An 18,621-nucleotide genomic window follows, 5' to 3' on the forward strand; every position below is an offset into this window, starting at 1 on the left:
AACAACCTAGCTCAATTTTTGATTATTTCTTTACCATCCTCAATAACCGTCCTACATGGCTAGAGCCGTGACTCTTGTCAATAGGTTAGCCTATGCATATTTTTCTCTAAGGAAAGTTTAAATGTTGAAAAATTTATTTTCAATTACAGGTCGTTATCGCATCTTACATCAGACTTGGTTTGCCTTCTTTTTGACCTTTGTCTGTTGGTTTAACTTTGCTCCCTTTGCGACAACCATTGGTAAGGAATTACATCTAGCACCTGAACAAATTAAAACTTTGGCTATTTGTAATTTAGCGCTGACAATTCCGGCGCGGTTAATTATTGGGATGTTGCTGGATCGTTTTGGCCCCAAAATTACCTACTCCATCTTGCTGATGTTTGCTGCTGTTCCTTGTTTAGCTACAGCGCTATCACAAGACTTTAATCAACTAGTCATCAGTCGCTTATTGATGGGAATTGTGGGATCTGGGTTTGTCGTTGGTATCCGCATGGTGGCGGAATGGTTCCCCCCGAAGGAGATGGGAATTGCTCAAGGTATTTATGGCGGTTGGGGTAATTTTGGCGCCTTTGGGGCAGAGTTTGCATTACCGATACTTGCCGTTGCTACTGGCGCTTTCGGTGGTGGTGGTTCTAACTGGCGATTAGCGATCGCACTCACAGGCATAATTTCCGCAATTTACGGCGTCATTTATTACAACAGCGTCCAAGATACACCCAAAGGCAAAATTTACAAGAAACCCAAGAAAAATGGCGCTTTAGAAGTAACCAGTATTAAAAGCTTCTGGGCAATGATTGTCTCTAACTTTGGCTTAATTTTCGCCTTGGGTTTATTAGCTTGGCGATTAGAACAAAAAAATATCCACTTCCTCACTCTGAGCCAAATGTATATAGCTTGGGCGTGTTTAGCAGGATTATTTGCTTACCAAAGCTATAAAGCTTATGAAGTCAACAGAGAACTGCTAATTGGTAAAAGAACCTACGCACCAGCACAACGTTATCAATTTGGTCAAGTAGCTATTCTCGAATTTACTTACATCACTAATTTTGGCTCTGAGCTTGCTGCCGTTTCGATGCTACCTGCCTTTTTTGAAAAAACCTTTGGTTTAGAGCATGTGGTAGCGGGAATGATTGCCGCAACTTATCCCTTTTTAAACTTAATTTCTCGTCCCACCGGTGGCTTGATTTCTGATAAATTTGGTTCTCGGAAATGGACAATGACAATTGTCTGTGGGGGTATTGGTGTCGGCTATTTGATGACACATTTTATTAATAGCAGTTGGCCCTTGCCCCTAGCGATCGCCGCCACAATGTTTGCTGCCTACTTTGCCCAAGCGGGCTGTGGCGCAACTTACGGAATCGTACCCCTGATTAAAAAAGAAGCCACCGGACAAATTGCTGGTAATGTCGGCGCTTATGGTAATTTTGGCGGTGTGGTTTATCTAACAATATTTAGCTTAACTGACGCAGCAACACTGTTTTCCACAATGGGTTTAACAGCTTTCGTTTGCGCTTTTATGTGTGCCTTCTTCCTCAAAGAACCACAAGGTTCTTTTGCCACCGATGAAAATGAATTACCAGAATCAGAAACCCAACAATCTGCTGTTCTAATAGAAGATTAATCAACTCCAAGAAAATCTAGCTCCCACAAATCAGATCCTCCCACCTGTGACGCTCCCCTTCCAGGTAAAAGAGAATCAAAAGCCCCCCTTGCCAAAATGAATTGGGAAAATCAAAAGCCCCCCGGAAGGGGGGTTGGGGGGATCTTCTTTATTAACCATCTGACGAAATTCAATTTAACGAAAATGTTTTAAATCTATTTATTCCAGATTGCTATGCAACACAGATAATTATCAAAATTTCGCTGCATCTGATGTCGCACAATCTACAATCCAAAATCCAAAATGGTGCATCTACCATGAGTGAATTTACTAAAACTCTCTGTCCTTACTGCGGCGTCGGTTGCGGTTTAGAAGTTTCACCACCAGCGCAACATGGCAAAGCGACTAATCGAGATAGTCAAGGAACTCCAACTTGGCGGGTACGGGGAGACAAAGCGCATCCATCCAGCCAGGGAATGGTGTGTGTCAAAGGTGCAACGATCGCAGAATCTTTAGACAAAAACAGGCTACATTATCCAATGGTGCGAGACTCTTTAGATCAAGAGTTCCGCCGCGTCAGTTGGGATGAAGCCTTTAATCTCATCAAAGAGCGCATTCAAACTGTGCGCTTGACCCAAGGGCCAGAAGCCTTATGTATGTACGGTTCCGGTCAGTTCCAAACTGAGGATTATTACACAGCCCAAAAACTGATGAAAGGCTGTTTAGGTACAAATAACTTTGATGCCAATTCACGCTTATGTATGTCTAGTGCTGTGGCTGGGTACATTCAAAGCTTTGGTGCTGATGGCCCTCCCTGCTGCTACGACGACTTGGAATTAACAGACTGTGCCTTTTTAATTGGCACGAATACGGCTGAATGTCACCCGATAGTTTTTAACCGCTTGGCGAAATACCACAAAAAGAACCGCAAAGTCAAAATGATTGTGGTCGATCCCCGTCGCACCCCCACAGCAGAAGCAGCAGACCTACATTTAGCTATCCGTCCCGGTACAGATATTGACTTGCTGAATGGTATTGCTCATTTATTGATGCGCTGGAACTATATTGATCCTGCGTTTATGGAGGACTGCACCAGCAATTTTCCCGCTTATGCAGAAGTGATTCACCACTATTCTCCAGATGTGGTTGCAAATCAATGTGGAATCAGTATTGAAGATTTAGAAACAGCCGCTCACTATTGGGGTAAATCTGGACGGGTGCTGTCTCTGTGGTCAATGGGTGTAAATCAATCATCAGAAGGTACGGCTAAGGTGAGAACCATCATTAACCTGCATCTGATGACTGGACAAATCGGTAAACCGGGTGCTGGGCCTTTCTCTCTCACTGGTCAGCCAAATGCGATGGGAGGACGGGAAGCCGGGGGTTTATCTCACTTGTTACCCGGTTATCGCTCAGTGAAAAATGCCCAACATCGCGCCGAAGTTGAGGATTTTTGGGGATTGAAGCGGGGACAAATTTCACCTGAACCCGGTTTGACTGCTTGGGACATGATTACTGGTTTGGAAGATGGCGCTGTGGGGTTGCTGTGGATTGCTGCTACTAACCCAGCGGTAAGTATGCCAGATTTGGAGCGGACGAAGAAGGCATTGTTAAAGTCGCCTTTTACCATCTACCAAGACGCTTATTACCCAACAGAAACCGCTGCTTTTGCTCACGTCCTGTTACCTGCTGCTCAGTGGGGTGAAAAAACTGGGGTAATGACCAATTCTGAACGGATGGTGACTTTGTGTTCTGCATTCCGCGAACCACCAAGAGAAGCAAAAGCTGATTGGGAAATTTTTGCCGAAGTTGGTCGCCGGTTAGGCTTTGTGAAAGAGTTTGCTTTTGCTAACTCGGCTGAAGTTTATGCTGAGTTTGTTAAACTGACTAGCGATCGCCCCTGTGATATGTCAGGTGTTAGTCATGAACAATTGCAAGCACAAGGGCCGACTCAATGGCCTCACCCAATCAAGAAAGCAAAACCAATATTTATTGATTCGGAAACAGGACTTTTGAGTTTTGAATCAGAAGCAGAAACTCCTCCTGTCAAAACGCCAAACGCCAAACGCCTCTACACCGATTTACGCTTTCATACCCCTGATGGACGCGCCCGATTTGCAGCATACCACTCGCGGGGGTTGGCAGAGCCTCCCAATCCTGATTATCCTTTTGTTTTAACCACTGGGCGACTTTATGGACACTGGCACACCCAGACACGCACTGGACACATTGAAAAAATTCGCCAAATGCATCCCCAACCATTTATCGAAATCCATCCCCGTGATGCTGCGGCGTTAAAGATTAATGATCATGATTGGGTAGAAGTGCGATCGCGTCGGGGTAAAACTAAGTTTCCCGCCAAAGTCACAAAGGCGATCGCACCAGGTACAGTCTTTGTCCCCATGCATTGGGGATCTCTATGGGCAAAAGATGCCGAAGCCAATGCCCTCACCCATTCAGAATCTTGCCCCGATTCACTGCAACCAGAATTAAAAGCCTGTGCCGTGCAGCTAGTACCAATTTCTTTAGAAGTTACAATCAAGCATTATCAACTCCAGTCCTCAGAATGGTAATCTGTTAGGTATATCCCTAAATAGAAAGTTGGTAATTAGTAATTTAGTAGTCTATAGTTATCATTAGTTTTTCTGATTCTTAACCTAGGCAAACACAATACCAATCACATCTCAAGTCTTGGCTATTAACCATTAGCAAAAGGGCAAAAACCTGAGTAAAAAATGGTCTTTATACCCTGAGTCTTAGCTGTACAACATTGGAAAACCTAAAAAAATACAGTACATACACAACCCATCAGTAAGGTATTATTTTAAAATCCTTTAGTTTTATCTATAGGGTTTTGGCTTTTTACTTTAAAATGGGTGCGGCAAATGAAGAAATTACTCAAGAGAATCATCGCAGTTACCAGCGATGAGAACTTTATGCACTTCATCGAAAACATAGAAGTGATAGTTTCTAAAATCCTATCTGTTTTGATGGTGCTGGTAATTTTGGCAGCAATCGGCGATTTAGGAGTTTTTCTAATTAAAGAGTTATTTAGCGCACCTTACGGCAAGTTTAACTCTACCTTATTTAAGATATTTGGTTTGTTTTTGAATATTTTAATCGCTTTAGAAATTTTAGAGAACATCACAGCTTATCTGCAAAAACACGTTTTTCAGGTTGAATTAGTGATTGTTACTTCTTTGATTGCTGTTGCTAGAAAAATTATTATTCTGGACTTAGAAAAGGTATCAGGTATTGATATCATTGGTTTAGGGATTGCTATTCTTGCTCTCTCAATTAGTTATTTAATAATTCGTTCCAGTAATGCCAATCATAATCGTTGAATCAGTATATTCTCGAATTCTAGATGTAACTTAAATTTTTGAATTGTTGATTATGGCAGATTTCTTTGAATTTGAAGCGGACTTTATTCATTCCCTACGTTGCATTCCTATGCAGGTGCGCTACAAACTAGATACCTCTGGTATCAAGCTAAAACTGTCTGATTGGAATCAGATGACTCAAGAAGAACGCCAAGCTTTATTAGAATTACCTTGCATCACAGAAACAGACATTCAATCTTACCAAAACTATCTCCAGCAGCTAATTTTAAAACGCAGGGGGACACCAGCAGAAAAATTGCCAATTGAGTCTCATCCTGCATGGTTGGAACCTAACACTGTGCCACCAAGCCTGCAAGAAAAAGCACAAGAAATAGGTGTCATCCTCACACCTCAACAGTGGGCAAATTTAACTCCCTTACAGCGTTTTGCCCTGCTTAAACTTAGCCGTTCAGGACATGAAAACCGGAATTTTCCAAGAGCAATAGCGGAATTTAATTTACTGTAATTTGTTCAGTTACCAGTAAATAACGAAAAATTATACTAAAATAATTGACTATTAACTAATAATTGAGAATACCAAAACATGACTGCAAAGAAAATTTTGATGCTGATTGGGGACTATGTGGAAGACTATGAGGTGATGGTTCCCTTCCAGGCTTTGCAAATGGTGGGACACACCATTGACGCTGTATGTCCTGACAAAAAAGCCGGCGACAAAGTGCGAACAGCGGTTCACGACTTTGAAGGTGACCAGACTTATAGTGAAAAACCCGGACACAATTTCACTTTAAACGCCACATTTGCAGAAGTAAAAGCTGAAACTTATGATGCTTTAGTCATTCCCGGAGGACGCGCACCAGAATATATCCGGCTGAATCAGCAGGTGCTAGAAATTACCCGCCACTTTGCCCACGCAAATAAACCTATTGCTGCTATTTGCCACGGTTTGCAGTTGTTAGCTGCTGCTGATGTTCTCCAAGGCAAGAGGTGTACTGCTTACCCTGCCTGTGCTCCCGATGTACGTAGTGCAGGGGGTATCTACGTAAATATTCCAGTTGATGAAGCCATAGTTGATGGCAACTTGGTGACAGCACCAGCTTGGCCGGCTCATCCCCGTTGGCTGGCAGCATTCCTCAAAGTACTGGGAACTAAAATTGAGCATTTACAGGACGTTGCGGTCAAGTAAGTGCCAGCAAAAGCTTGCTCACACCGACAAATATCCAAATCGCCAATTTTCAGTTGTCCGTGGTCAGTTTTTTTTGACTACTAGCTGCGGACAATTTTATCTTTTTTTTAGCAAATAAATGTTGTAAAAACTACTGTTTTTTTGATAAATGGCTGTAGTTGTAATTGGCAGTAGAATTTCAGAAGTTGATCACCCATACACTATGATTGACACACAGAACAAACAAGACTCAAGATGCACTTCCATTGGACAAAAAGCCAAGCAACATTAGCTGAGACAATTTTAAATTTTGTTTAAATTATGAATGGGGAATTTTCTATTTCTTCGCAGTAAGTGAAGCTATAGTGTATTTAGCAATGCTGCTTTTGAGGTGGCTAAGGTTAAGTTGACTGCCAAAGTATTTTAAGAACTCGATGACAGGCAAAAACGCAAGACAAAATGCATTTCTGCGGCTAGTGTCTGGTAATGGAGCGGCTTTCGACTCAGAATCTCGCTATTGGCTGCTCCCCAGTAAAGAGGTGGTAATTGGACGCGACCCCAGCTGCCAAGTTGTCTTGGATGCCATGACCTACCGGATGGTATCTCGTCGTCATGCAGTGCTTCGTCCCCTCTCTTTATCTCCAGATAGCAGATTCAGCTGGGTACTTTGTGATTTGAATAGTGCTAATGGTACTTTTTTAAATGGACAACCCTTGCAAGGTTGTCAAGAATTGCACCTAGGCGATCGCATTTCCTTAGGTGCTGATGGGCCGCAATTCGTTTTTGAGTACGAAGTCATCTCCCAAGCAACGGTAATGTCTAGCCCAGCCGCAGCACTACCGTCTGCGAAGAACTACCAAACGCAGTTAAAGCAAGATTCGGTTAGCTTCACTCAACTTTTCCCCATTATTTCTACTGGTAAAGATTTAACTCGCAAAGCTTACCTTGTACCGGGAATACTCACAGTAGTCTTCGTGGTGCTGATGTTTGCTACGGTAGGTCATCCCCAAGCGAATCAAGTAATTGTCGCGACTTACATAGCCTTGGCTGCCTACTATTTTGTTTACCAACTTTGCGGCAAGCAAAAGCCTTGGTGGGTAATCATGGCTGTGGCATTGAGCACGATGGTGATTTTAGTTAGTCCCATATTAGATTTGTTTATCTTTGTCTTTCGCGGCATCCTCCCTGGTAACGTATCCTCACCTCAGGATTCGATTACCTTCACAGAATTACTGGTGCGGATGTTTTTTGGTGCTGGGTTGATGGAGGAATTACTCAAGGCATTGCCGGTACTAGGAGCTTATGTCATCGGTAACACTTTACCCTCACCGTGGAAAGAACGCATAGGAATTGGGGAACCTCTAGATGGCATTCTTCTAGGAACGGCTTCAGCTGTAGGCTTCACCCTGTTGGAAACCCTCGGACAGTATGTGCCGGCTATCACTCAAAATTCCGGAGAACTGGTGGGTTTGCAACTGCTAATTCCGCGAATTTTAGGATCTGTTGCTGGACACATGGCTTACAGTGGGTATCTGGGTTATTTTGTCGGGTTGGCCGTCCTCAAGCCCCTAATGAGTTGGCAGATTCTCTCTGTTGGTTATCTGAGCGCCGCTGCACTCCATGCTTTGTGGAACGCTACAGGCTCGATCAATGGCTTGTTGTTGGTGGTAGTTGGGGTGTTATCTTACGCCTTCTTGATGGCGGCAATTCTCAAGGCCCGGGTGCTGTCTCCAACGCGATCGCAAAATTTCGCTACCCGCTTTCTCGAACCCAAATAATACATTCCATAATGGGGGCTAGGCTCCCCCACAAACTGGGATTGGGGTATTGCAACGATTCGTGAAAAATTTCCCCATATCGCTTGAAACGCTTATCCAGACATAATTTCAGTTTCCGAACCGAAACTTGTTCATGGGTTGCTGTAGTCTAGTCTGCATTCAATACTTTACGAAACACAATCTTATCAGCGCCCGCCGTGTAGAAGTCCCGGATGCGAGCCTCCTCCTTGTAGCCGCACTTCGTGTAGAACGTCCGTGTGCCCTCTAAGCTCGCTAAAGTTTCCACCAGTAACATTCGTCCACCGCGCGCCTTCAAAGTTTCTTCAACGTAGCGCAGCAGTTTCCCGCCGCGTCCTTGTCCCTGGTGGTCGGGGCGAATGGCGATCAATTGTAGGTTCCACGTCTGATCGGTCATCCGTTCAGGCTCACAATAGGCGACTCCCACCGGCCCGTCTTTGTCATCGTCGTCGGTGATCCAAAAGGGATCGCTATCGGTGTTGCCGTCGAAGTAGTCAGCCAACATTTTGCCGAGAGCCTCGAGCTCGTTCGGCTGGAAACCGATTGTGTTGGCTACGGCAATCAGTGCCGCCGCATCTTCGGGTTTTGTAGGTCGGATCATGGAGAATTTAATTGTATGCTTGAAGCATATAATAAGCAACAGATTTGTTTGATGTCAATATGCATGACGCATATAATTTAGGGATGGAAAACACTAACCTTGCGAATGTAGTGGGGGCTTTGTCCCTTGCCTTGACAGATTTGATCGCCCAGTCGGCGGAGCAAATGATCGATGACGCAGGACCGGCTACTGAGGCTCTTTGCTTGGTAAGACATGCACCTGGGATACCGATTGAACAATTGCGCCGCGCCCTGGGAATGTCGCATCCAGGTGCAGTGCGGCTTGTAGAGCGACTGGAGAAACAAGGATTGATTCTCCGTGAACGTTGCTCTGTTGATCGCAGAGCTGTGGAGCTGAAATTGACCCAAGAAGGGGAAGCTCTGGTGAGCAAGATCCATCAAGCGCGGCTCTTGGCACTTGAGGAAGCCATTGCTTCTCTATCTTCAAGAGACCGCCTACATTTGTGCCGCATCAGTAACCAAATCTTGTTTTCCCTGACAAAAACGAAGGATAGCGCCTTAACTATCTGCCGTTTATGTGATGAAACAAACTGTCTGAATTGTCCAGTGAGTAAACGTTACAGCGAATTAACTTAACGCGGGTGAATATTGATGAGGATAGGTGGCGCAAATCTTGCAATAACCTTAGATTTAGGTTATCATTATTTACTCTAAGAAATAATCGCTAGTGTACTTTGAGATTTACAACATCAGCACCACTAGCAAGCAGTAAGATTTACCACCTTAATTAAATCAAAGCTTCAGTCTGAGTAAAGATATCAGGAACGGAATTTAAACTTCAGTTTTTTGCTCGTTATTTAGTTGGCTCAGGGCATAGTATGCGATCGCTAAACTAGCCTTTGCTTGCTCTATTTCCGCTAAAGCTGTCCAGTCACGATGACCAATATTATTAATTACAGATGCTAAGGTTTGCTGTTTGCTGCCACGCATAGCATAAGCAAAAGGACGAGCTAAAACCAAGATATCTTCTACTTGCCAATTGGGTAGTACAGCCTGAACACACTCAACCAGTTGCTCACCTGTTGATTGCTGGGAAGCAAAAATCTCAGCCGCTTTGTGGGCGATCGCTTTGATCCAGAGTTGGGGAACAGAATTAGCAAAAACTGTATATAAATTTTCTTGAAGATGATCCACTACCGTCTGTTTCGTAGTATGATTGTCACATACAGTAATTCCAGACCAAAGAGTGTCTAGATGGTTGTAAAAATCTTGTGATCTTGTCCTCAGATATGCTGGAGGCAGATCCGGAAATGCAAACTGCTGCTCTAATTGGTTAAAATAACCTTCTGATTCATCATCAGCCGGATTCCAAGGGTAAGTAGTATCTTCTGGTTCTAATAATGCTTCTAATAACTCTAAATCCATGGGATATGGCAAAGGGTGGAAAGTGTCTGAATTGTTAATTTTATTAATCATCTGGCACCTCGCAATTAATTAATTAGCGCTATTTACAGCTACAACTGGAATAGTCAGATTTCCGCAAAAAGATTTGAGTTTATTGATAGTCATCATAGGTTTTGAGGCTGATATCTGACAACTAATTTGGGGTAATGCCTCAATTAGGAGCCTTCAATAATAAATTCCCAGGTTTCACCTTTAGCGCTACCAAACTTTAACTGCATTCCCGATTTTAAAGCGATTTCCTCCCGGAGGATTTGTTGCCAACCATGAGGATTTAAAATCCAAGTTCCGTAGCTAGAGCAATCTCGCAGATAATAAGTTTGCACCCTTGTAGCCTCAGTAAGAGTAGTTCGGCATAAGATTTCGGCATGGTGCTTGGAAACCGATGGCTCTTGAATGACGAGATCATTGTTTTTTTCCCGACCAATGCGGGTGACTCCAGTACCTAACCTTTGAGGCGTACTTCCTGGTAAAAGCAAGCGAAAATAAGCTGGAAGTTGGATTTCCGGTATAATCGTTCTCTCATCACTTCTAATCAGTTCACCATTAAAATCTGGATGCATGTAGAGAACTGGCAAAGTCCAAGCTGGTTGATTGAATTTATATAGTGTTAACAGCTTTTGCCTAGCTTCAGCCACAGCCTCATCGATTGGCTTCTTAGATCGCAAAGCTTCAGTAAATGCTTGAATAAAACTGTGACTTTCTTGGTCAGCAATTTCATCCCGCATCCCTAAAACAGCAGGAACACCATGACGGATCAGCACTTCTGCCAAACTGCTAGCGGGTATAGCTTGGCGATTGATGGCAGCTGGTTGTGCCCCCCAGCAGGCATTGAAAACCGCCAATTTCACACCTGTACGGCTCAATACTTGCGCCAATTCTATTCCATTCAGGGTCATGGCTCGTTGCAGAAATAGTAACCCTCCATCTGGGGCTGGTAGACCGTGACCAGCGTAAAAAAAGACATTGTAGGCTTTGCTTTCTAACTCTTGAGTCAACTCTTGTGGAGTGGGTTGCAAGAGTGTCTTCACCATGCAAGGCGCATATCCTAGGGAGTTGCTACTCGTTGAACTACCCTCAGCTAGGGTTTGTGCGAGAATAGCGGCTTCTGTTTCTAATTGCAGGTTCTCATCATGTCCTAAAACCAGCAAGATATTTATTGCCTTTAAAGCCTGTTCTGTTGGCAAATAGGGCAGGGGTTCAACTTCGCAGGTAGTGCGACTAAATAATATATCTGGGGAAAGAGACATTGCTGATTGACCAGGTTCGCGCTGCATGATTTCCCAAGGTAGAGCGATTAAATCTGGGTCACGAATTTCCAGTCGTAAGCGCAAACGTTGATGCTGTCCCATCGCAATACCGCGACTGCGTTCTAGACTACCTAGAATTGGGTCATCAAAAACCCAGCGCCATAAACTAATCCCCAAGTATTGCATCAGACGACTACTATAAGGCCCTGGGGTCTGACCCACCGTTTGGGAAAGCAAGTCTTGGGGGAGTGGGTTTATCTGCCCCTGGCTTAATTGTGGGGAAATATCTAAGCGACTATGACCAGCAAACATCTGTTGCCATTCTTGCCAGACTTGACTAAGTTCAACAGAAAAAACACAGTCACGTAGAACATGGCCACTGAGATAGGGAGCTTTAACCACCCAAATGACAAAGTTATCAGTGCCAGTGTTTACCAGACGGGTAATCGCCAGGTTTAAGGATGGCAATTGATTCATTAAACTAAAAGGTAAAAACAAATAATTTCAATTAGTCGGGCAAGGAGTCCCCCACCATAATCAATCATTATGGTAGTGGTTAGTTTACATAACAATTTTTCTAGGCGAAAATTTCTACCTAGTGAATTTGTGACTCCGATTGTTATCTGTATTATTTCAGGTTTTTATCTTTTTATCGTGTCTTCGGCTCAGTTAGTTCTGGTGGTTGACTTACCGATGGTTGATCACATGGACTTGGTTCATTGGATTGTAAAACCGAGACCCCAAAACGTTGCAGTTGGGATAAATTAATCGCAAATGTTTTCTCTGGTTTGGTTATGGGCTTGGATTGGGCTGTCTCTGGGGTGGATGCTGATGCAGTTGAACAGAGCCGCAAATTCACGGTCAAGTCACTAGCAGCTTTGGGATTTGGTTTTGTGCCGATAACTTGTAAAAAACTACCAGTAGGAATAGATTCCTGATTGTTTAAGCCTATTTGACTGTTGGTTTGAATTATCCAACCAGTAGCGAGGTTAGCAAGGTTTCGTGGTGTAGGTGTTGGTGCGGTAGTTACATCATCAGGACTAGGGTTAGTGGAAATCGTCTCTAATGGCGATCGCCATTGCATCACCCAAAACCCTGCTAAACCAGCAGCTACAGCCAATAATAAAGGAACTATCCAATGTAGCGGTAGTTGGGAAATTGTGTTCGGCTTGCTGTCTGGAATTACCTTAGTTTTCTGGTTGGTGTTATCTGAGTTTGTTTCCTCTGTCGTTCTTGGGGGCAAATCAGCCGTTGCGACTGAGACACTGTTGGCAATATCTGCCGTGATGGTGAACTCTGGTTCAAAATAGTTGGCTTGATAGTGTACTAAAGCGATGGTGACATTATCGTGGCCATTTTTAGTATTAGCGATTTCTACTAATTTCTGGGCAACATTTTCTGTATCTGTTTTCCCAGTCAGGATTGGCAAGATTTCTGTTTCCCAGTAGTCTTCCACTCGGTCAAGATCAGTCAAACCATCGGACGCCAGGAGGAAAACAGCATCTTCATCGAGGACAAACCTTTGGGAAGTGGGGTGTAATGAGGTACTCTTACTCATCCCTAAAGCCTGCACTAAAGAGCCAGAACCATTTTGTTGCACTGCATCACGATAGATAGCGTAACCTAAGCGCACCTCGCGGGAAGCGACATCATCATCAAGGGTAACTTGATAACAGCCGTGGCGTGTAATCCAGTAGGCACGACTATCACCCACGTGGGTAATGTACATGGAGTGGGCAATTGGCAATGCCATCACCAAGGTGGTGCCCATGCGTTGACGCCCTTGGCGTTTTTCGTGGTCATTGCGCTGGCTGATTTTATCATTCACAGAGGCCACTGCCATTTCTAAGTCAGAGAGCAGCAGTGAGGGGTCTATGTGGTCGGAGGGAACTGATGTTAGTTGCTTTATTTGTTGCTGGAGGGTTTCAATCGCTAAGGTTGATGCTACATTACCTCCCTCATGTCCACCAATACCGTCACAGACAATGGCTAAGGCTATCTGCTGCGGTGGTTTACTCACAAGGTTGCCAGGGGGAGGGTAACAAGCATCTTCGTTACGTTGACGGCTGGGGCCAGTGTCAGTTTTGGTGAAGATTTTGATCGCAGTTGTTTGCGATCGCCCTAATTCTGCCAGTCCTCGATCTAAAACTGTAATTAATTGCTCTGGTGAATTGATTTCTCTCTGAATGAGTGCAGTTATAATTTGCTGCACAAATTCAGCTATGGCTGGCTTGGCTTCTTCCAGCAAAGGCAGCCAAAATTCACCTAATTGCGATAGTGTTGGTGCTGTAGCTGAGTCAATACGCAATTCTAATAAACGTACTAATGAACCTTCTACCCTTAATAGATAGGGGTCTAGTAGGCTAGAAGCTACCTTTTCAGTCAAAAGAGGTTGCCATAAATGAGCTATTTGCCACAGCCAATTGATTTGGCGGATGGATGAGGCATCACGCCAAGCAGTGGTAAACTCGCTGCACAGATGTACTTGGGTTGGTACGCCTTTAGTGTCGAGGGGCGGTTTTTCTAAGAGTAATATTTCTTTCTGGGATTGCCCATCAGCTAGAAGCATTACTCCATATACCTGTGGTATGTGTAAGCGGTAAGGAATTAGCCTTAGATAAGCTTTGATTGCCTGGGAATCATCTAGCTCAGGCATTTGGGGCAATAAACTAGGCTTAGTATCTAAAACTACGGATGTACTGATGACTAAATAGCGATCGCCTAATATTTCTCCGGGGCTACTCAAACTCAAACCATCTCCCACCGCCCAGAGATAACGTTTTGGTAAGGGTGTGCCGCATTGCTGGCAAAACTTTTGGTTTAAAGGGTTGACAGCCTGACAATCTTCATTTGGGCAGTAGAGCGTTGACACGTCTTCACTCATAGTTCTCGCACCGATCAGCGATAGGCAATTTCTTCAACAGCAATTTGTAGCGGCAATCTAGACCGCTCACGTTTCTTGAACTCGACATATCCAACTTTGGAGCGTGATTTTAGCTGGTGGCTACCAGTAGGTGCTAATACTTATTTACTACCTGCTGATCTAAAGAACACGTTTCTAAGTCAACCCTATTACCTCATCATAGCTGCTAATGCTCTCCTGAGAGTCTATCTGCAAAGCAAGGAACTTCCACCCTGTCACCAAAGCATAACCCAATCACAACTGCGCTATTTGCTGTTGGTGAATCCCATCATTAAGAGGCAGATAATGGTGGAATTTCTTTAGTTTATAAGTATGTAGGCAGAAATTAACTTTAATTAAAAATTAATATGGCTGATAGTTCCGATCAAACTATTTAGTAGGGGCAGGTATTGCCATACCCCTAGGTTGTTAAGAGTTACAAAATTGACAACTCTTAACTAAGACTGATTTTGTTCAGTTGCAACTTGAGGTAATCCCATGCTGTAGTTAGTGACGCGGCTGGAGAGATTGTAGGTAATTTCGCCTTTTTGTAGGAGCGATCGCAAATAATGCTCCAAGTCTGAGCCAATACGGCGTAAATTATAGTCTGTTAGGTCTACACCACTAGATGCTTCTACTAGTTCATCAAACTGGCGATAAACTTTTTGCAGCGCATCTTCATTCCAGTTGAATTCATTGTCTGGATCAATATCTAACGTTAAGACATGATTACTTGGAACCAGTTCATCCTGGTTCATTTCTGCCGCAAATATGCGAATATGGCGGGTTGTGGACTTGAGCAGCATCGGGTTGTCCATAAAAAGGTGTAAGGTTTGGGTTAATTACACGGAAATCATTTTGACAATTCCCCTGGAAGACAGTGTGGGGTTTCATTAAAGTTATCCTTTCATTGGCGGTTCCTGATCCAAAATTTACTCATTAGATGGGTAAACTCGGTGATTTTTGGCGGCATCACCCAAGATATTGGGTGAAAACGAAATTCTCGAAGCCGTCAACAAGCATTGGCTTACCAATTTTGGACAGGTTTTTTCCAAGGGGATTGTTGGTTGATCCAGTCTACTTACCTAGGCATACATTTTTCAAGATGCTTTGCCTCCTGGATACTGGGTTTTCAGGTGGTTGATTTCCCTATCTACTACAATTAAGATACCACATTAAGAGGTATTTGGTTGTACCACAGCGCGAAAAGCATATCACTTTTCGGAGTACTGAATTAGCAAAACAATTGCTCAAACAATCTGGTGTGCCAGAGGAAAGAACTCAAACTGATGTTTTGCCGGAGTTGATTAGAGAATAGAGTTGGCGGGTTGTCTTTCATCCCACCCCTCTGAGGATGCCAAACCCAAAAATTGTATTGAATACCTGGGTTTGCCTAGGGAGGTTCTCAAACTCCTCGCTCTATTTTGTAAGGTTCTCCGCTAGAATAATTTGATTTGGTGTATATATATATTGTCCTACAAAACACAATTTTTACCCCTCACAACTTTGCTCATTAACTCCCCTTGAACTTACTGATGAAAAAACGTACATCTAGTAATTTTACGTAATTGTGCTACACCGACATCTAGCTTTCAGCAAATGGAAAAACCACAGCGTTTATACTTACGTATAAACACTAAAAAGCTAGTAAAAAGCCAAACTGTTATTGACCTTTAGATGAAGTTGATGTAAAAACCTTTAAAAAGCCCTAGCAACTTCTTACAGAAACTTTATTGTACAGAATCTTAAAAACTGAATAATAGTTTATGGTTTATTTTAGCCATAACTAGTACAGGAACATCAAACCCCAGAGAGTCATGGTCTGGCTGGGAAAACAACACAGGAGAGTGAAATAGAATACAAAATGTTATGGATCAAGAAAGATTCTTAATTCAAAACACTTTGGATTAAAAAAAAATATAATTTTTGGCTAGAGATATAGCTCTTCACCCTGATGACTACCAAAGTAAAGGAAACCTCAAAATTATGAACTCCAAAGCATTACCGCGCCAAATAAATAATCTCGAAGTTGGTGTTTATGAGTGCGAAATTCATCTCAAATTCCGTTTGATTGAGGAAAAGAGTCTATTGAGCGATCGCGAGCAACTGTTGCAGGTACTGCTAGATGCTTTAACTGAGGGGTCTGACGACTTTCTGGAGACGCTGCAAGCGTCTGTGAAAGCGCAGGAGGTTTCTGAGTTTAAAGCTTCGCCCCAAATGCGACGCCAATTGATGCGCTTACGGAATTTCGCAGATAACAATAGTCAATAGTTAGATTTGCGTAGGGGCAAATTGGACTTTGCACACTGAATGGTGAATTCATTTTAAGTTTGCCCATGACTATTGGCGCTGACAATATATTGGCTTGTATAACCTAAATATTAAGGTTACAAGCTTGGTTTAGCCTGGGGGAAAGGAAGAAACACCTCTACAATAGCCTTTATCTTTTAGACTATGAATATACTTGGCTTCCTACTAATGTATTAATGCCTGGCTTTAAAGGTAGGTTAAGGAAATTGCCAGTACAGTCTGTCAGCTAGCTAAACCGTGTTCTAAAGCAAACCGAACTAATTCTGTGCGGCTATTCGTGCCGGTTTTACTAAACAAACGGCTAACGTACTTTTCTACATTGCGAACGCTGGTTTCTAGGCGACGGGCAATTTCTTTGTTCATCAACCCTTCTGCAACCAAGTTTAAAACGCTTTGCTCTCTGGGAGTCAAATCGATTTTAAAAGGGGCTGGAGATTGAGAGATGGCATTTCTTTGAGTTAACAGCGCTTTAATTTGGGCGATCTGATTGGCTAGTTCAGCAATATCAGGGGTTTCATTCTCTTCACCCTGAGTTTGAGACTTAGCCGTGCGGCGCACTAATAAGTTTTCGATGATTGCTACTAACTCATCTGGATCGAAAGGTTTCGGTAGATAAGCATCAACACCAGCTTGATAGCCCTGAATGCGATCGCCTGTCATCCCTTTAGCAGTTAAAAATACTACCGGGAGTGCTTGGAACCGGGGGTCATTCCGCAGTTGCTTGAGGAACTGATAACCATCCACCTGGGGCATCATGATATCAGAAATCACTAAGTCAGGTGTATTTTGCTGCATCCAATCCCAGCCCTCACGGGCGTTACTGGCGACTTGAACGCTGAAACCGCTTTCTTGCAAATAGTCTTTTACGGCTTCCCTCAATCCCGGTTCATCATCCACCAGTAACAGTTGTGCTGACATTTAAATTTTCCTTGAGTTTACCTTTTTCCAATTTAGCGAAAGTTGGTAGGTATTGGACAAAAGGAAAAAAATTAGTGGTGATGATTCTGTATTGATGGGAAAAGTAGCAGATGAAACCGCAGGCTCTCCCAAGGCTTGGAAACTTGGATACACGCAGACAGATACGGATAAGCCTCGGATTATCGAATATATTTTAGCTTGCTCATGGGGGCTTTCCGTTTGCCTGATGCGGTTTGGATGACTAGGAATGATTTTTGATGTCTTCAAGCCGCACACTCGTGACTTCCAGTCATGAGTTAGGCGCTCCATATTTGCATATTTTTCTTCTTATGGTCATGCAAATGGTAAGATAAAGTATGGAAGTAAAACACGGCAGAGGGTACGTTTATGCAATTGAGTATCATATCGTATGGTGTGTTAAGTATAGACACAAGGTACTGAAGGATGAAATAGCTGAGTTCCTGAAAGAGGTTCTAATTGAGACAGCGATTCTCTACAAGTTTAAAGTCGAGAGTCTAGAGGTAGTAGAAGATCATGTTCATGTTTTAGTATCTGCAACGCCTCAACACACTATTCCGAATATAGTCAAAATGCTCAAGGGAATATCGGCTAGAAAAGTATTTTTAAAGTTTCCCGAACTCAAAAAAAAGTTATGGGGAGGTCATCTTTGGAATCCTTCATATTTTGTAAGCACTGTTTCAGAAAACACAGAGGCACAAGTTAAGGAATACATCGAGAACCAAAATGCAGAAAGCGTTTAAAGTTACACTCACTCCTAACCACAAGCAAGAAGTCTTAATTAATAAGAGCATTGGTTGTGCAAGGTTTGTGTATAACCACTTCCTGGCATTAAAACAAGAGCTATACCTTAACCGTTCAAAAACGTTAAACTATAACGCTTGTAGTCAGCGATTAACTCTACTCAAGAAAGAAGTCGAATGGCTCCAAGAGGTAGATAAGTTCGCCTTACAAAACTCACTTAGGAATTTAGAGACAGCGTACAAAAACTTTTTTGCTGACTTAAAGAAAGTTAAAGGTAGAAAAAACCTAGGCTTTCCTAAATTCAAAAAGAAGCATGCTTCCAAGCAGTCTTACAAAACTAACCTGACTAACGGCAACATTCAGATAATACAAAATCGTTTAAAACTTCCCAAGATGGGATGGGTAAGGTTCCACAAGTCTCAGGATATTACTGGAAGGATTATAAATGTTACCGTAACTCGCACTTCATCAGGTAAATACATTGCTAGTATTTTGTGTGAAACAGAGATAGAGAAACACTTTCAAGTTGCTCAAAATATTGGTTTAGACTTG

At 43.1% G+C, this 18,621-nt stretch carries 17 protein-coding genes; 11 read left to right on the forward strand and 6 right to left on the reverse strand.

Annotation, left to right across the window (positions count from 1 at the left end; genetic code table 11):
- Positions 1-121 precede the first annotated feature (121 nt).
- From H6G32_RS12535 to H6G32_RS12560, 6 genes are all read left to right on the forward strand, one after another.
- Positions 122-1,621 (forward strand): NarK family nitrate/nitrite MFS transporter, encoded by a 1,500-nt coding sequence (locus tag H6G32_RS12535; RefSeq protein WP_190458637.1) that lies wholly within the window; start codon positions 122-124, stop codon positions 1,619-1,621.
- 296 nt (positions 1,622-1,917) lie between these two features.
- Positions 1,918-4,173, forward strand: coding sequence for a molybdopterin oxidoreductase family protein (locus H6G32_RS12540; protein ID WP_190458674.1), 2,256 nt, complete (start codon positions 1,918-1,920; stop codon positions 4,171-4,173).
- 312 nt (positions 4,174-4,485) lie between these two features.
- A complete protein-coding gene (locus H6G32_RS12545; protein WP_190458639.1) occupies positions 4,486-4,944 on the forward strand; it encodes a phosphate-starvation-inducible PsiE family protein in 459 nt (152 codons plus the stop codon).
- A gap of 52 nt (positions 4,945-4,996) precedes the next feature.
- Positions 4,997-5,449 carry a nitrate reductase associated protein gene (locus tag H6G32_RS12550; protein WP_190458641.1) on the forward strand — a complete coding sequence of 151 codons (453 nt, stop codon included), beginning with the start codon at positions 4,997-4,999 and terminating at the stop codon, positions 5,447-5,449.
- Positions 5,450-5,527: 78 nt separating this feature from the next.
- On the forward strand, positions 5,528-6,130 hold the full coding sequence (locus H6G32_RS12555; RefSeq protein ID WP_190458643.1) for a DJ-1/PfpI family protein: 603 nt from the start codon (positions 5,528-5,530) through the stop codon (positions 6,128-6,130).
- A 413-nt stretch (positions 6,131-6,543) separates the two neighbouring features.
- Positions 6,544-7,887 (forward strand): PrsW family glutamic-type intramembrane protease, encoded by a 1,344-nt coding sequence (locus tag H6G32_RS12560; RefSeq protein WP_190458644.1) that lies wholly within the window; start codon positions 6,544-6,546, stop codon positions 7,885-7,887.
- 148 nt (positions 7,888-8,035) lie between these two features.
- Here H6G32_RS12560 and H6G32_RS12565 read toward each other — a convergent pair whose 3' ends face one another.
- Complete coding sequence (locus H6G32_RS12565) at positions 8,036-8,506, reverse strand: GNAT family N-acetyltransferase (protein ID WP_190458646.1); 471 nt, start codon at positions 8,504-8,506, stop codon at positions 8,036-8,038.
- A 59-nt stretch (positions 8,507-8,565) separates the two neighbouring features.
- Between H6G32_RS12565 and H6G32_RS12570 the strand changes: the two genes are divergently transcribed.
- Positions 8,566-9,102: a MarR family winged helix-turn-helix transcriptional regulator gene (locus H6G32_RS12570; RefSeq protein WP_190458648.1), complete on the forward strand. Its 537-nt coding sequence runs from the start codon at positions 8,566-8,568 to the stop codon at positions 9,100-9,102.
- A 195-nt stretch (positions 9,103-9,297) separates the two neighbouring features.
- On the opposite strand, the gene H6G32_RS12575 is transcribed toward H6G32_RS12570, so the two are convergent.
- The 4 genes from H6G32_RS12575 to H6G32_RS12590 all read right to left on the reverse strand — a co-directional run bounded on the left by H6G32_RS12575 (position 9,298) and on the right by H6G32_RS12590 (position 14,897).
- Positions 9,298-9,942, reverse strand: coding sequence for a hypothetical protein (locus tag H6G32_RS12575; RefSeq protein ID WP_190458650.1), 645 nt, complete (start codon positions 9,940-9,942; stop codon positions 9,298-9,300).
- A gap of 143 nt (positions 9,943-10,085) precedes the next feature.
- Positions 10,086-11,654 (reverse strand): CHAT domain-containing protein, encoded by a 1,569-nt coding sequence (locus tag H6G32_RS12580; RefSeq protein WP_242046574.1) that lies wholly within the window; start codon positions 11,652-11,654, stop codon positions 10,086-10,088.
- 172 nt (positions 11,655-11,826) lie between these two features.
- Positions 11,827-14,061: a PP2C family serine/threonine-protein phosphatase gene (locus tag H6G32_RS12585; RefSeq protein WP_190458652.1), complete on the reverse strand. Its 2,235-nt coding sequence runs from the start codon at positions 14,059-14,061 to the stop codon at positions 11,827-11,829.
- 476 nt (positions 14,062-14,537) lie between these two features.
- Positions 14,538-14,897, reverse strand: a complete 360-nt coding sequence (locus H6G32_RS12590; protein ID WP_304523798.1) for an NAD(P)H-quinone oxidoreductase subunit M — start codon at positions 14,895-14,897, stop codon at positions 14,538-14,540.
- 368 nt (positions 14,898-15,265) lie between these two features.
- On the opposite strand from H6G32_RS12590, the gene H6G32_RS27095 reads away from it, so the two are divergent.
- A complete protein-coding gene (locus H6G32_RS27095; RefSeq protein ID WP_255502421.1) occupies positions 15,266-15,397 on the forward strand; it encodes a hypothetical protein in 132 nt (43 codons plus the stop codon).
- Positions 15,398-16,065: 668 nt separating this feature from the next.
- Complete coding sequence (locus H6G32_RS12595; RefSeq protein ID WP_190458656.1) at positions 16,066-16,350, forward strand: Npun_R1517 family heterocyst differentiation transcriptional regulator; 285 nt, start codon at positions 16,066-16,068, stop codon at positions 16,348-16,350.
- A gap of 261 nt (positions 16,351-16,611) precedes the next feature.
- On the opposite strand, the gene H6G32_RS12600 is transcribed toward H6G32_RS12595, so the two are convergent.
- Positions 16,612-17,307, reverse strand: coding sequence for a response regulator transcription factor (locus H6G32_RS12600; RefSeq protein ID WP_190458658.1), 696 nt, complete (start codon positions 17,305-17,307; stop codon positions 16,612-16,614).
- 356 nt (positions 17,308-17,663) lie between these two features.
- Here H6G32_RS12600 and tnpA point away from each other — a divergent pair, with 356 nt between their 5' ends.
- Positions 17,664-18,068, forward strand: a complete 405-nt coding sequence (gene tnpA, locus H6G32_RS12605) for an IS200/IS605 family transposase (RefSeq protein ID WP_190458660.1) — start codon at positions 17,664-17,666, stop codon at positions 18,066-18,068.
- On the forward strand, positions 18,052-18,621 hold a 570-nt coding region (locus H6G32_RS12610), incomplete at its 3' end, for an RNA-guided endonuclease TnpB family protein (RefSeq protein ID WP_190458661.1). The genes tnpA and H6G32_RS12610, both read left to right, overlap by 17 nt.

The organism is Cylindrospermum sp. FACHB-282, assembly GCF_014697195.1.
Lineage (GTDB): Bacteria > Cyanobacteriota > Cyanobacteriia > Cyanobacteriales > Nostocaceae > Cylindrospermum.